The sequence below is a fragment of the Saccharothrix lopnurensis genome (genome assembly GCF_042658445.1).
Classification (GTDB): Bacteria; Actinomycetota; Actinomycetes; order Mycobacteriales; family Pseudonocardiaceae; genus Actinosynnema; species Actinosynnema lopnurensis.
Genome location: NZ_JBHSQO010000001.1, coordinates 294,388 through 308,358 on the forward strand (window position 1 = coordinate 294,388; position 13,971 = coordinate 308,358).

At 74.2% G+C, this 13,971-nt stretch carries 9 protein-coding genes; 6 read left to right on the forward strand and 3 right to left on the reverse strand.

All coding sequences use genetic code 11. The features are described from left to right. Window positions 1-252: 252 nt before the first annotated feature. Together ACFP3R_RS01290 and ACFP3R_RS01295 are read left to right on the forward strand one after the other, a co-directional pair. Window positions 253-4,359, forward strand: coding sequence for a SpoIIE family protein phosphatase (locus ACFP3R_RS01290; protein ID WP_380631898.1), 4,107 nt, complete (start codon window positions 253-255; stop codon window positions 4,357-4,359). Further along, on the forward strand, window positions 4,356-4,658 hold the full coding sequence (locus ACFP3R_RS01295; protein WP_380631900.1) for an STAS domain-containing protein: 303 nt from the start codon (window positions 4,356-4,358) through the stop codon (window positions 4,656-4,658). The genes ACFP3R_RS01290 and ACFP3R_RS01295 overlap by 4 nt, the downstream gene beginning before the upstream one ends. A 1-nt stretch (window position 4,659) precedes the next feature. Here the strand turns inward: ACFP3R_RS01295 and ACFP3R_RS01300 are convergent, their stop codons facing one another. Further along, window positions 4,660-5,268: an SGNH/GDSL hydrolase family protein gene (locus ACFP3R_RS01300; protein WP_380631902.1), complete on the reverse strand. Its 609-nt coding sequence runs from the start codon at window positions 5,266-5,268 to the stop codon at window positions 4,660-4,662. Between the two features lie 428 nt (window positions 5,269-5,696). Here ACFP3R_RS01300 and ACFP3R_RS01305 point away from each other — a divergent pair, with 428 nt between their 5' ends. The 4 genes from ACFP3R_RS01305 to ACFP3R_RS01320 all read left to right on the forward strand — a co-directional run bounded on the left by ACFP3R_RS01305 (window position 5,697) and on the right by ACFP3R_RS01320 (window position 12,193). Beyond that, window positions 5,697-6,311: a hypothetical protein gene (locus tag ACFP3R_RS01305; protein WP_380631903.1), complete on the forward strand. Its 615-nt coding sequence runs from the start codon at window positions 5,697-5,699 to the stop codon at window positions 6,309-6,311. A gap of 114 nt (window positions 6,312-6,425) precedes the next feature. Then, the gene (locus tag ACFP3R_RS01310) at window positions 6,426-7,538 is read left to right on the forward strand and encodes an oxygenase MpaB family protein (RefSeq protein ID WP_380631905.1); all 1,113 of its coding nucleotides are present in this window, start codon (window positions 6,426-6,428) and stop codon (window positions 7,536-7,538) included. Window positions 7,539-7,864: 326 nt separating this feature from the next. Next, entirely contained in the window at window positions 7,865-10,639 is a 2,775-nt protein-coding gene (locus ACFP3R_RS01315) for a helix-turn-helix transcriptional regulator (protein WP_380631907.1), read from the forward strand. 279 nt (window positions 10,640-10,918) lie between these two features. After that, window positions 10,919-12,193: a glycosyltransferase 87 family protein gene (locus ACFP3R_RS01320; protein WP_380631909.1), complete on the forward strand. Its 1,275-nt coding sequence runs from the start codon at window positions 10,919-10,921 to the stop codon at window positions 12,191-12,193. 61 nt (window positions 12,194-12,254) lie between these two features. On the opposite strand, the gene ACFP3R_RS01325 is transcribed toward ACFP3R_RS01320, so the two are convergent. Together ACFP3R_RS01325 and ACFP3R_RS01330 are read right to left on the reverse strand one after the other, a co-directional pair. Continuing rightward, entirely contained in the window at window positions 12,255-13,070 is an 816-nt protein-coding gene (locus ACFP3R_RS01325; protein ID WP_380631911.1) for a carbohydrate ABC transporter permease, read from the reverse strand. Then, the gene (locus tag ACFP3R_RS01330) at window positions 13,067-13,969 is read right to left on the reverse strand and encodes a carbohydrate ABC transporter permease (RefSeq protein WP_380631912.1); all 903 of its coding nucleotides are present in this window, start codon (window positions 13,967-13,969) and stop codon (window positions 13,067-13,069) included. The genes ACFP3R_RS01325 and ACFP3R_RS01330 overlap by 4 nt, the downstream gene beginning before the upstream one ends. Between the last annotated feature and the right edge of the window lie 2 nt (window positions 13,970-13,971).

The following is a 13,971-nucleotide window of genomic DNA, read 5'->3' on the forward strand; positions in this document are numbered from 1 at the left end:
GCCCGTCCGGCGCAACTCGGCCCGGACCCGGTCGTCGGACCCGGTCACCCGACACGGTCGGCGTGAACCCGCCGTCCTGTCGTGTAGATCGTGCGCGCACGGGGAAAGATGCCTGGCATGTGCCCGACCGATCAGCCTGGGGTGACCGGTGTCAGCTTCCCCGAACACACGTGCGCGGTCGTCCGCGCCTCCGAGGGGTGACGTGCGGCCCTCACCCCGGTCCCACGGCGCCGTAGCGGGGGAGGTGCCGCGGTGACCCCGACCGACCTGGTGTTCCCCGGCCGCAGCGAGATGGCCCGGCGGATGCGCGCGCACCCGTGGGCGCGCGGCGCCACCGGCGCGCCGGAGACGTGGCCCGCCGCGCTGAAGACGGCCGTGCGGATCTGCCTCACCTCGCGCTTCCCCATGATCGTGTGGTGGGACGAGGAGCTGAGGTTCCTCTACAACGACGCCTACCTGCCGCTGCTGGGCAGCAAGCACCCCGCGCTGGACAAGCCCGGTGAGGAGGTGTGGAGCGAGATCTGGCAGACCATCGGCCCGATGCTGCGGTCGGTGATGGACTCCGGCGAGGCGACCTGGTCCGAGGACCTCCTGCTGCCGGTCAACCGCCACGGCTACTCGGAGGAGACCTACTGGACCTACTCCTACAGCCCGCTGCACGACGACGACGGCGTGGTGCGGGGCGTGTTCACCGCGGTCAGCGACACCACCGAGCGCGTGGTCGGCGAACGGCGGCTGGCCGTGCTGCACGACCTCGGGGCGCAGGCGGGCAACGCGCGCAGCGTGGCGGAGGCGTGCGACCTGGTGGCCGACGTGCTGGGCCGGGCGGGCGCGGACGTGCCGTTCGCCGCCGTCCACCTGTGCCGGCCGGGGGCGGACGAGCCCGCGCTGGTCGCGACCAGTCCTCCCGGGACCCGGCGCGGGGGCGCGGCCGGGTGGCCGCTGCGCGAGGTGCTGGAGACCGGTCACCCGGTGGTGGTGCGGGACGTGGTCGAGCGGTTCGGCGAACTGCCTCCGGGCGGCTGGAGCACCCCGCCCACCGAGGCGATGGTGCTGCCGCTGGCCGGTGACGCGGGCGGCGAGCCGGTGGGCGTGATGGTGCTGGCCGCGAGCGCGGGCCGGTCGCTCGACGACGCCTACGAGGCGTTCCTCCAGCTGGTCGCGCGGCAGACCGCGGCACTGGTCAACGCGGCGATCGCCTACGAGGACCAGCAGCGCCGCGCCGAGGAGCTGGCCGAGCTGGACCGCGCGAAGACCGCGTTCTTCTCCAACGTCAGCCACGAGTTCCGCACCCCGCTGACCCTGATCATGGGCCCGGTGCAGGAGCTGCGCGAGCGGCTGCCCGCCGACGCCGACGACCGGGTGCGCGAGGAGCTGGAGGCGATCCACCGCAACGGCCTGCGGCTGGGCAAGCTGGTCAACACGCTGCTCGACTTCTCCCGCATCGAGGCGGGCCGGACGCGGGCGCGCTACGAGCCGGTGGACCTGGCCGCGTTCACCGCCGAGCTGGCCAGCGTCTTCCGGTCCGCGGTCGAGCGCGCCGGCCTGGTGTTCGAGGTGACCTGCCCGCCGCTGGGCGCTCCCGTGCACGTGGACCGGGAGATGTGGGAGAAGGTCGTGCTGAACCTGCTCAGCAACGCCCTCAAGTACACCTTCGACGGTTCGGTCCGCGTCTCGCTGGGCGAGGCGGACGGCCACGCCGTGCTGACCGTCGCCGACACCGGCACCGGTGTGCCCGAGCACGAGAAGCCGCGGCTGTTCGAGCGGTTCCACCGCATCGCCAACGTCCGGTCCCGCTCCAACGAGGGCAGCGGCATCGGCCTGGCGCTGGTGCGCGAGCTGGTCGGCCTGCACGGCGGCACGATCACCGCCGAGAGCACCGAGGGCGTGGGCACGGAGTTCACCATCCGGCTGCCGTTCGGCTCCGCGCACCTGCCGGCGGACGCGATCGCGCCGGGCGTGCCCGGCGGACCGGCCGCGGTGTCGAGCACGGCCGAGCCGTTCGTGCAGGAGGCGCTGCGCTGGCTGCCCGTCGAGGACGCCCCCGCCGCCCCCCTCGCGAGCGACGGCGACGGCGACGGCCGCGGCGCGGTCCCGCCCACCTCCGCGGGCGATGCCCCGACCAGGGTGCTCATCGCCGACGACAACGCCGACATGCGCGCGTACCTCCGGCGGCTGCTCACGCCCGCCTACGCGGTCACCACGGTCACCGACGGCCGCGCCGCCCTGGACGCCGCGCGCCTGCACCGGCCGGACCTGATCATCAGCGACGTGATGATGCCCCGCCTGGACGGCCTGGAGCTGGTCGCCGCCCTGCGCGCCGACCAGCGCACGGCCGGCGTCCCGGTGCTGCTGCTGTCCGCGCGCGCCGGCCAGGAGGCGTCCATCGAGGGCCTGGAGGCCGGCGCGGACGACTACCTGGTCAAGCCGTTCTCGGCGGCGGACCTGCTGGCCCGGGTGCGGGCGAACGTGCAGCTGGCCCGGCTGCGCAACCACCACGCGGCGTGGCGCACGGCGCTGACCGACTCGCTGCACGAGGGCTTCTTCGTCAGCGACGAGGAGGGCACGGTGGTCGAGATCAACGCCGCGTTCACCGAGATCCTGGGCCACGGCCCGGAAGGGCTGCCCTACGCGCTGCCGCACCCGTGGCTCCCCGAGGAGGGCGTGGACGTCGGCGCCGGGCTGTCCACGATGCTGCACAAGGGCGCGGGCTCCGGCACCATCCCGGTGGACCACCGCGACGGGCACCGGCTGTGGGTGGCCGCCGCCTACAGCCGAGTCCACGACCCCGACACCGGCCGACGCATGTTCGTGGGCACGTTCCGGGACGTCACCGCGGAGCACTACGCCGTGCAGCGGGACTCGGCGATGGCCGCGCTGAGCCTGCGGCTGTCCCGGGCGGACACGGTGGCCGAGGCGCTGGGCGGCGCGCTGGAGGAGCTGCGCTCGCTGTGGGGCGCGCGGCGCGCCGTCGCGGTCACCTTCGGCGCGGAGGTCGAGCCGGAGGTGGTGTGCGCGGGCGGCGACACCCGGTGGGGCGACCTGCCGCCGTCGCTGCGCGCGTCGACCGAGGCCATGCGCGCCGCGCCGCCGCTCGTCCCGCACGCGGACGGGACGGGGCACGCGGGCATCGCGCTGGAGCACCCGCGCGGCGTGGTCGTCATCTGGGTCGACCTGGGGGAGAACCGGCCGTTCTCGGCGGAGGACCGGACGCTGCTGGTGCTGCTCGCCGGGCACCTCGGCCAGGGCCTGCACCGCGTGCACCAGATCGACCAGCAGCGGGAGACCGCGCTCGCGCTCCAGCACACGATCCTCGGCCCGCCGCACCTGCACGACGGCTTCGCGGTGCGCTACGAGCCCGCCACGCGGCCGCTGCGCGTCGGCGGCGACTGGTACGACACCATCGGGCTGCCCGACGGGCGCATCGGCATCGTGGTCGGCGACTGCGTCGGCCACGGCCTCCAGGCGGCCACCGTGATGGGCCAGCTGCGCAGCGCGTGCCGGGCGCTGCTGCTCCAGAACTCCGGCCCGGCCCAGGCGCTCAGCGCCCTGGACCGCTTCGCCGCGACCCTGCCCGGCGCGCTGTCCACCACCGTGTTCTGCGGCGTGCTCGACCCGGCCGGCGGCGAGCTCGTCTACTCGGCGGCGGGCCACCCGCCGGGCATCCTGGCCCACCCCGACGGTGTCACCGAGCTGCTCGACGGCGGCCGCTCGATCCCGCTGGCGGTGCGCCCGGAGCGGCCGAGGCCCGAGGCCACCGCGGTCGTGCCGGCCCGCGCCACCCTCGTGCTCTACACCGACGGCCTGGTGGAGCGGCGGCGGCGCCCGCTGGACGAGGGCATCACCGAGGTGGCCACCGCGGTCCGGGACGGCCGGACCAGCCCGGTGGACGAGCTGGCCACCCGGCTGATGACCGACCTGGCCCCGGACGACGGCTACGAGGACGACGTGGCGCTGCTGGTCTACCGCCACCCCGCGCCGCTGGTGGTGGAGTTCCCGGCGCACACCTCGCAGCTCGCGCCCACGCGGCACGCGCTGCGCGCCTGGCTCGCCCGCTGCGGCCTGGACGAGGAGCAGGTCCAGAACGTGCTCATCGCGGCGGGGGAGGCGTGCGCCAACGCGGTCGAGCACGCCTACCGCGACCTGCCTCCCGGGGTGATCCGCCTGGAGGCGTCCGTGGCGGTGGACCGGCTGCGCCTGACCGTGACCGACGACGGGCACTGGAAGCGGGCCGTGCCGGACACCACCGGTTACCGGGGCCGGGGTCTCGAACTGATCCGCGCGCTCGTGGCGGACGTGGCGGTCGAACCCGGACCGACCGGCACCACCGTCGAGATGGACGTGAGGATCTCCCCATGACCGCAGAACTCGCCCTGGTCCCCTCCCGGACGCCCGGTGGCACGCCGCTGCTGACGGCGTCCGGCGAGATCGACCTGTCCAACGTCGACGGGTTCGCCGACGCGGTGGCGGCGGGCGTCGAGCGCGGCACGCCGCTGACGGTCGACCTCACCGGGATCGACTACCTCGACAGCGCCGCGCTCAACGTGCTGTTCCAGCACTCGGACCACATCCGGATCGTGGCCGCCCGCCTGCTGGTCCCGCTGCTGCGGGTGTGCGGCCTGACCGAGCTGGTGGAGGTCGAGCAGGCCGTTCCGTGACCTACGCGGCGCGGTTCGCGGCCGCGTCCCGCACGTGCGGCGCGAGGGCGTCCGCGATGAGCGCGTACCCGGTGGGCGAGGGGTGGAAGCGGTCGCCGGAGAACAGCGCCGGGTCGGTCTTGAACCTGGTGAACAGCTCGGGGCCGACCGTCGCGACCGTGCCGCCGGCGATCCGGACGGCGTCGGCCTGGGCCCGCGCGTACATCTCGCTGGCCCGCGAGACGAGCTCGCGGTAGGCGGGCGGCACGTGGGAGACGATGCCGAGGTCCGGCGCGGTCGCCACCACGACCCGGGCGCCGGCTCGGCGGAGGTTGGCGACGACGTCGTGCAGCAGGCGGGCGCCGATCGCGGGTGGGGTGAACGAGGTCAGGTCGTTGGCGCCGATCACGAGCAGCGCCAGGTCGACGCCGCCGGGCAGGGCTTCGCGCACCTGCTCGGCCAGGTCGATCGACCGGGCGCCGGACACCGCGTGGACCCCGAGGTCCACCCGGTGACCGTCCGCCCGCAGCACGTCGGCCAGGCGGTGGCCCAACGTCTGCTCGGCGCTCGTGCACCCGACGCCGAAGGCGAGCGAGTCGCCGAGGACGCGGAAGCGGAGAATGTTCGTCATCACCCGGTACAACGCCGCGGACCGTCGAGTTGATCCCGTTCGGGGTCTGCGTCACACCGGCGGCCGGGCGTGCCCGCCGGCACCCCGGTGCCGATCGCCGCATCACCCGCGGCGGTGAAAAAAAAGTGCGACCTCTCCGCCGTACTGCGGTGAGTCGCGGGTAAATGCGGAATTCCGCACCGACAACCGCTCCGCAGTGGTGGAAATTTGCGGTGGTGCGCCTCGCCCGAACAGTGGCTTGTCCGGCGGTGCGGTTTTCTGGAGAGTGGCGTCCGGCCCGGCCGCCGGGGATGTCCTGGGGATTTTCACGGAAGTGGCGTGCCCCGGGAAATCGAGATCGCGCGGTGCCGGGTTCGGCCCCGGAGGGGGCAGTGATCGCACACAGCGGAGGAGCACGAGTGGGACGTTCACCGGGTAGGGTTCTCGCGATGTTGACGTGCGGACTGGCACTGGCCACGACGGTCACCGCCGGCACCGCCGCAGCGGGCCCCAGGGCGGCGTCAACGCCCGCGGAGCTGGGAATTTCGTTCAACTACGACGGGCACGACAAGCAGTGCGTCAGCCCGGGGCAGCAGTGGGCGCCGTCGCCGGACTGGACCAACTCGCTCCTCGTCGACACCGACAGCCGGCGCGGTGGTTGCCTGCTCGCCTTCGGCGTCCGCGATCTGGCGAGCAACCTCACCGGGCTCGCGCTGACCTACGGCTGGGCGGTGAGCCCGGGGGGCCATTCGGGGCAGTGCGGTAACCAGGGGGTGTTCCCGCTCCCCATTACGTCGACCCACACGTTCGGGTCCGCGATCAGGGCCGACACCGATGACCGGGGAGGTTACTGCAACCTCACCTTCGCGATGTCCGGGCGAACCGATGTCGCGCTCGACATCCGGTTCTGGGCCGAGGTCGAGGACGGGAAGCAGCAGTGCGTCAACTCGCTCCCGCAGGACGAGTGGCACTCGGTTCGCCCCGGCGCGCCGATCACCATCGGCTTGAACACCGACAGCCGGATCGGGGGGTGCAAGCTCTCCCTCCGGCTGAGGCAGTTCTAGTACCGGTTTCCCCGGTACGGGACCGGAACGGGTGAACTCGGCGACGTCCGGTTGCCGGGTCGCCCGGTCCTGGGAGGGTCGGGGGCCGGAACGCCCCCCGACCACGGAGCCGACGTGCGCCTGTCCTACCTCACCTACCGCGACGCGCTCAGCTCCATGGGCGACCGCCGCGCCGACACCGCCGTAGCCGAACTGGTCGACGCCGAACTGGTGGACGCGGGGCTGGTCGATAGGGGGCTGGTCGGCACCGGACCGGTCGACGCGGAACCGGTCGGCACCGGGCTGGTCGATCCGGGACCGGTCGGCCCCGGACCGGCCCGCACCGGGTCGGCCGGTCCGCCGCCGGCCCCCGGCGGACCGGCCGCCGCGCCGCCGTCGGTGCGCGCGTTCCTGGAGGCCGCCCCGCGGCTGCCGCCGTGGGTGCGGCCCGAGCGGTTGCGGCGGATCGCGTCGTTCTTCCGGCGGCACGGGACCGGCCTGGCCGCCGTGCAGGCGACCGCCGGGCTCGTCGCCACCTACCTGTCGCCCCCGAACGCGCGCGCCCTGCACGCGGCGCGCGAACTCGGCCCGCCGCACCGGCGGCTGACCCGCGCCGCCCGGCTGTTCACCGGCCTGGCCCACCCCGAGGCGTTCAGCGGCGCCCGGATCGTCCCGCTGTGCCGGCAGACCCGCCTGGCCCACGCCGCGGTGCGGCGGCTGCTGCCCAGGGCGGGCCGGTGGCCCGGCGCGGACCCGCCGCTGTCCCAGCTGCACGTCGCGGGCGCGGTGCTCACGCTGTCCGTCGGCGGCCTGGACGCGCTGGACCGCGTCGGCGTCCCGACCACCCCGGAGGAGCGGGAGGACCACCACTACGCCTGGCGGGTCGTCGCCCACTTCCTCGGCGTCCCGGACGAGTACCTGCCGGACTCCGCGGCCGAGGCCCGCGAGCTGTGGGACGAGGTCCGCGACCACGAGTGGGACCGCAGCGGGGCGGCCGAGGTGCTCACCCGCGACACCATCGGGTTCTACCAGCGGCACGTGCCCGCCGAGCTGCGCGCGGCCGTGCCCGCGTTCGTGCGGCGCGCGCTGACCGACGAGCACGCCGACCTCGCCGGTGTGCCCGCGGGCGGGTTCGACGACCGCGTGGTGGCCGCCCTGGGCGCGGCCGTCGAGCGCGTCGCCCGCGGGGCGGTCGTGGTGCCGCGACCCCGTGCGGAGCGATGGGTCGAACGGGGAGTATCCACCTGATCGGGTGGCTTACCTTTCGCCGCCGGATTACCGTGATTGCGGACGGTAATGCATGGCGAACGCCCACTACGATTTTTCGGGTGAGTCGTCGTGGTCGCAGGCGTGAATGCGAGAACCTTTCGGGTAAATAGGGGTCGAGTCACCGGGATGTGTCATCTCTTTCGGGTGAGGGTTATTCCCTCCCCGGAAGCCCCAAAAGATTTTCCACTTCCTCTATGCTCACGCCTCGTGCGGTTGTCCGGTCGTCCACCCGACGCCGGACAACGGGGGAGCGGCGCGGTGCCGTACGGCCGGTCGCGGGCGGTTACGAGGGGCTGGGAGGAATTGTGCGCCTGGTGGAACGCGAGCAGGTCCTCGGTCAGCTGACGGTGCTGATCGCCGCGGCGGTCGACGGGCGGGGGCAGGTCGTGCTCGTGAGCGGTCCCGGCGCCGGGGGGAAGACCGCGCTCGTCCACGCGCTCGACGAGCCGGCCCGCGCAGCCGGCGCGCTGGTGTTCGCCGCCACCTGCTCGCGCGACGAGCGCGGCCTGCCGGGCGGCGTGCTGTCCCAGCTCGCCACCGCGATGGCGGGCGGGGCCGCGGCCGGGCTGGGCGCGGTGGCGCACTCGGGTGCGGACACCGCCGAGCGGGCCCGGAACTCGCCGCACCTGGTCCGCGACGCCGGGGAGGCCCTGCTCGACCTGGCCCGCACGCGGCCGGTGGTGCTGGTGGTGGACGACGTGGAGCACGCCGACCCGCTCAGCCTGCACACCCTGTTCTACCTCGTGCGCCGCGTCGGGGGAGCGCGCATCGCGGTCGTGCTCACCGCGTCCGACCACCCCGGTCGGGGCAGCGCGCTCGCCCTGGCGGAGCTGACCAGGATGCCGTGGTACACCGGGGTGCGCCTGGCCCCGCTGTCGCGGCGCGGGGTCGCGCGGCTGGTGTCCGACGCGCTGGACCCCGCCACCGCGAGCCGGTGCGCGCCGTTCTACCACGCCGTGACCGGGGGGAACCCGGTGCTGGTCAAGGCGCTCGTGCAGGACCACCTGGCGGCGCGGCGCGACCACCCCGACCACGACGTGGTCGTGGGCGAGGCGTTCCGCCAGGCCGTGCTGGCGTGCCTGCGCCGCTGGGGTCCCGACCTGCTCCACGTCGTGCGGGCGATCGCGGTGCTCGGGGAGAACCCCGGGCCCGAGGTCCTGGGCAGGCTGCCGGGCGTCCCGCTCGCGGCGGAGGCGGTGACCGCGCTGGACCACGCCGGCCTGCTGGACGACGGCCGGTTCCGGCACCCGGCCGTGCGGGCGGCGGTGCTGGACGACCTGCCCGCGGCCGAGCGCACCCGGCTGCACCGCGCCGCGGCCGAACTGCTCTTCGCGGAGGGCCTGCCCAGCGCCGACATCGCCGCGCACCTGGTGGCGGCGGGCTCGGCCGACGCGCCGTGGGCGGTGTCCGTGCTGCGCGACGCGGCGGAGGGCGCGCTCGCCGAGCAGCACCTCGACCGCGCCGCCGACTGCCTGAAGCTGGCCCGCACCGCCATCGGGGGCGAGGACCCGACCGCGGCCGCCGGGCTGACCGCCGCGCTTGCCGCCGTGCAGTGGCGCACCTCGCCGTCCGTCGTCGCCCGGCTCCTGCCCGCGCTGCGGCGCGCCGCCCGCGAGGGGCACCTGACCGCGCGGGACACCAGGGCCCTGCTGCGCTACCAGCTCTGGCAGGGGGACACCGCGGGCGCCGAGGAGACCCTGCGGGCGCTGGAGGAGGCCGCCGCGCGGGCCGTCCGGCCGGCGGGCGCCCCGGAGATGACCGAGCACCGGGTGCTGCTGGACTGGGTGCGCGCCGCGCACCCGACCGTGGCCGCCGCGGTGCTCCCCGGCGATCGCGGCGCGGCGCCGGCGCGCGACCACCGCGAAGAGGTGACGGCGTACGCCGAGTGGGTCCTCCGCAGCCGGTGGGCGCCCGACAGCGCGCCCGAGCTGGCGGTGCACGCCCTGCTCGCGCTCGGCGCGTGCGGCATGGTCGCCCGGGCGCGCCAGTGGTGCGACGCGCTGCGCGAGGAGGTCGGTCCGGGGCAGGCGTCGGCGTGGAAGGCCGTGTTCGCCGACGCCCGCGCCCACCTGGCGCTCATGGAGGGCGACCTGGCCACCGCCGAGCGGCTCGCCCGGCTCGCCCTGACCGCGCTGGCCCCGCACGACTGGGGCCCGGCGATCGCCTCGCCGCTGGCGGCGCTGGTGCTGTCCGCGGCGTGGCAGGGCAAGCACGACGACGCGCGCGCCCACCTGCGGCGCAGCGTGCCGATCGCGGCCCGCGACACCGCGAGCTGGGCGGTGTACCTGCGGGCGCGCGGCCACGCGCACCTGGCGGCGGGCAGGCCGGACGCGGCGTTCGCGGACTTCGACGAGTGCGGCGCCCTGGCCGTGGACCGGGACCTCGACCTGCCGGCGCTGCTGCCGTGGCGGACCGACCTGGCGCAGGCGCTGGTGCGCCTCCGGCGCCCCGAGCGGGCGGGTGAACTCGCACTGGCGCAGCTCGACCGGCCCGGGGCGGACGTGCCCCGGGTGCGCGGCGCGTCCCTGAGGCTGCTGGCCGCCGCCACCGGGGCGAAGCCGCGGCTGGCCGTGCTGCGCGAGGCGGTGGTGCTGCTCCAGGACTCCGGCGACCAGGTCGAGCTGGCCCTGGCCCTGGCCGCGTTGAGCACGACGCATGACGAGCTGGGCGAGACCGGCGCGGCCGAGGTCATCGCCAAGCGCGCGGTCCACGTGGCCGAGGCGTGCGGGGCGGGTGCGCTGTGCCGCCGCCACCTCCTGCCCCAGCTGGACCCGGCCCCGGCGGGTGACGGTGGCGCCGAGCCCGCCACCGGGGGTGACGAGGAGCCGGACGACCTGGCCACGTTGAGCTCCGCCGAGCGCAGGGTCGCGGTCCTGGCGGCGCTGGGCTGCTCCAACCGCGAGATCGGGCGCCGGCTCTACATCACCATCAGCACCGTGGAGCAGCACCTGACCCGCGTGTACCGCAAGCTGAAGGTCCGCCGCCGCGCGGACCTGCCGACCGGTCTGCTGCCGGACTCCGAGAACCTGTGGATGGGGTCGTTGCCGTTCCAGCTGGGCGCGGAGGCGGGGCGACGCTGATGCGGATATTGTTCACCAAATTATCCCGCAGGCTGTCGCCCCTTGCCTGCCACTTTCGATAAAAAATCATTTACGGCGGTCACTCGACGAGTAGAAATCTCTGTTAGCCTTCACGCTCCAGGGTTGACTTTCTACCGTTCCGTGAGACAACTTGGCCGTTCGGGCCGTTGTAGCCTCAGGGTCGAAGATTTATTCCAGTGCGCGGTGGCGAAGGCCGGTGAATTTCCGGGGCCGGTCACGGGCGTGCTGAATTCCCGCTGCCGTGGAGGACGACCGACCATGATCTCCACCGATCCACGCCGACTCACCGTCCTGGGCCCCGTCGCCGCGATCGCGATCGCGCTCGCCGTGCAGGCCCTCCTGATCTTCGGTCCGTTCATCCCGTTCTGGATGAACGACTTCGCCGTGTACCAGGGGGCCGGGCACGCCGTCCTGGCCGGCCTGCCGCTGTACGGGACGAGTTTCCTCAACGGCGCGCTGTTCACCTATTCGCCGTTCGCCGCCGTCCTGACGGTCCCGACGGCGCTGCTGCCGGCGGTGGCCGCGCAGTTCACCTGGACGGTCGCCGGCTACCTCGCGCTGAGCGCGTCGATCTGGCTGGCCCTGCGCATCACCGGCGCCACCACCGCCCGGCGGCACACGGCCGTGCTGGTGGCCGCCTGCACCGCCGGCGCGTCGCTGCTGGCGCCCGTGCAGCTCAACGTGCTGCTCGGGCAGATCAACCTGGTGCTGATGGCGCTGGTCCTGCTGGACTTCCTGCCGTCGCTGCCCGAGCGCTACCGGGGCATCGCCACCGGCATCGCCGCCGGGATCAAGCTCACCCCGCTGTTCTTCGTCGCCTACCTGTTCTTCACCGGCCGCCGCCGCGCGGCCTACCAGGCGCTGGCCGCGTTCGCCGCCACCGCGCTGGTCGGGTTCGCCCTCCTGCCCGCCGATTCGCGGACCTACTGGTTCCAGGGCACCTTCTACGACGCCACGCGCGTCATGACCAACGACCTGGTGGTCAACCACTCGCTGCCGGGGTTCCTCGCGCGCGTGCTCGGTGAGTCGACCGCGCCGCTGTGGGCGCTGCTGGTGGCCGGGGTGGTGGCGGTCGCGTGCCTGGCGGCGGCGGTGTGGGCGTGGCACCGGGGCCACGACGTGGTCGGACTGCTGGTGATCGCCTTCGCCGCGCAGCTGGTCTCGCCGGTCACGTGGGTGCACCACGCCGTGTGGGTGATGCCGGCCCTGATCTGGCTGGCCACCGCCGGGTGGCGCCGCGCCACCGCCCTGCCCCGGGCGCTGCTGGTCCTGACGGCCGCGTGGTACTGCGCGCCGCTGTGGATCGTCGGCATGAGCGGCCCGACCGAGGTGCCGTTCCACTTCACCCCGGCGGGGAACCTGTTCGTCACCCTCACCGGCATCGTCGTGCCCGCCGCGATCGCGATCGCCCTGCTGCCGGTGTGGCTGCCGCGGCTGCGGCCGGTCGAGCCGGAGCGCGCCCGACCGGAGCAGGGTCAACCGGAGCGGGGCCGACCGGAGCAGGTCCCACCGCAGGTCACGCCCACGGGGTGAGGCGCCCGACCGGTCGGGCCGGACCCGCCGCGGTGTGCGGCGGGTCCGGCCCGCGCGGGCGTCACTCCACGTGCTGGGTCACCGTGCCGCGCACGAAGTACCGCTGCGCCACCAGGAACAGCAGCACCATCGGCACCGTGGCGATCGCGCTCGCCGCGAGCACCAGCTCCCACTGCGCCTCCCCGCCCTCCCCGAACCGGTCCAGCACCGCCTTCAACCCGCGCGGCAGCGTGTAGAGCTCGGGCTCGCGCAGGTAGATCAGCGGCTTGATCAGGTCGGTCCAGGCGGCCTTCAGCTCGAACACGAACACCACCACCAGGCCCGGTCGCGCCAGCGGCAGCGCCATGCCGGTGAACAACCGCCACGCGTTCGCGCCGTCGACCTTGGCCGCGTCGAACACCTCGCGCGGCAGGCCGAGGAAGAACTGGCGCAGCAGGAAGATGTAGAACGCCGAGCCGAACAGGTTCTGCGCCCACAGCGGGATCTGCGTGGTGGCCAGGCCCAGCGCGTGCCACTCCAGGTACACCGGCACCATCGTCACCGCGGCCGGCAGCATCATCGTCGCCAGCACCACGCCGAACAGCGCGTCGCGCCCCCGGAAGCGGAACATCGCGAAGCCGAACGCCACCAGCGCGCTGGCGACCGTCGCCGCCGCGGCCGCCGCCAACCCGACCGCGACGCTGTTGCCGATCCAGGTCAGCAGCGGCACCGCCCGCCACACCTCGACGTAGTTGCCCGGCGAGAACGGGCGCGGCAGCAGCGCGTTGTCGAACACGTGCGCCCGGTCCTTCAGCGACGCGCTGACCAGCCACCAGAACGGGTAGCCGAACGCCGACAGGACGACCAGCAGTCCCGCCCACACCCCGAGCCGCTTCACGACCGCTCCCCGTCGTAGTGGACGTACCGGCGCGACAGGCGCACCTGGACCGCCGTGACCACCGCGATCACCACGAACAAGCCCCACGCCAGCGCCGAGGCGTAGCCCATGCGCAGCGACCCGAACGCCTCCTGGAACAGGTGGATCACGTAGAACAGCGCCGCGTCGCCCTCGCCGGACTGCTTGGCGCGCGCCCCGAAGAACATCGCGTACGCCTCGGTGAAGACCTGGAGCGAGGCGATGGTGTTCACCACGGCGGTGAAGTAGACCGTGCCGCTGATGCCCGGCAGCGTGATGTGCCAGAACTGCCGCCACGGGCTCGCGCCGTCCAGCCGCGCCGCCTCGTAGCGCTCCAGCGGCACGCGGGTCAGCGCCGCCAGGTACAGCACCGCGGTGCTGCCCACCGTCCACAGGCTCATCACCACCAGGCCCGGCTTGATCCACGTCGGGTCGGTGGTCCAGTTCGGGCCGGTGAAGCCGAACCAGCCCAGCAGCTCGTTGACCGCGCCGTTCTGGCCGTTGAGCAGCAGCAGGAACATCGCGGCCAGCGCGACCGGCGGCGTCATCACCGGCAGGTAGACGACGGTGCGGAACAACCCGGCGGCCCGGCCCGCGCGGCGCAGCAGGCTCGCCAGGCCCAGCGCCAGCACGATCTGCGACGGCACGTGCAGGACCGTGAAGAACACCGTGTTCCACAGCGCGGTGCCGACCCGGTCGTCCACGGCCATCTCGCGGTAGTTGTCCAGCCCCACGTAGGACGGTGGCTCCAGCATGTCGTAGTGGGTCAGCGACAACCACAGGCTGAACACCATCGGGCCCGCGGTGAAGGCCAGGAAACCGATGATCCACGGTGACAGGAACAGCCAGCCGGCGCGCGCCTCGCGTCTGGTGACCGACACGG

What these genes read in the sequence shown, in the direction of transcription:
- ACFP3R_RS01320 (WP_380631909.1), top strand. Translation starts at nt 10,919, where the DNA reads ATGATCTCCACCGATCCACGCCGACTCACCGTCCTGGGCCCCGTCGCC.
- ACFP3R_RS01305 (WP_380631903.1), top strand. Translation starts at nt 5,697, where the DNA reads ATGTTGACGTGCGGACTGGCACTGGCCACGACGGTCACCGCCGGCACC.
- ACFP3R_RS01295 (WP_380631900.1), top strand. Translation starts at nt 4,356, where the DNA reads ATGACCGCAGAACTCGCCCTGGTCCCCTCCCGGACGCCCGGTGGCACG.
- ACFP3R_RS01300 (WP_380631902.1), bottom strand. Translation starts at nt 5,268, where the DNA reads ATGACGAACATTCTCCGCTTCCGCGTCCTCGGCGACTCGCTCGCCTTC.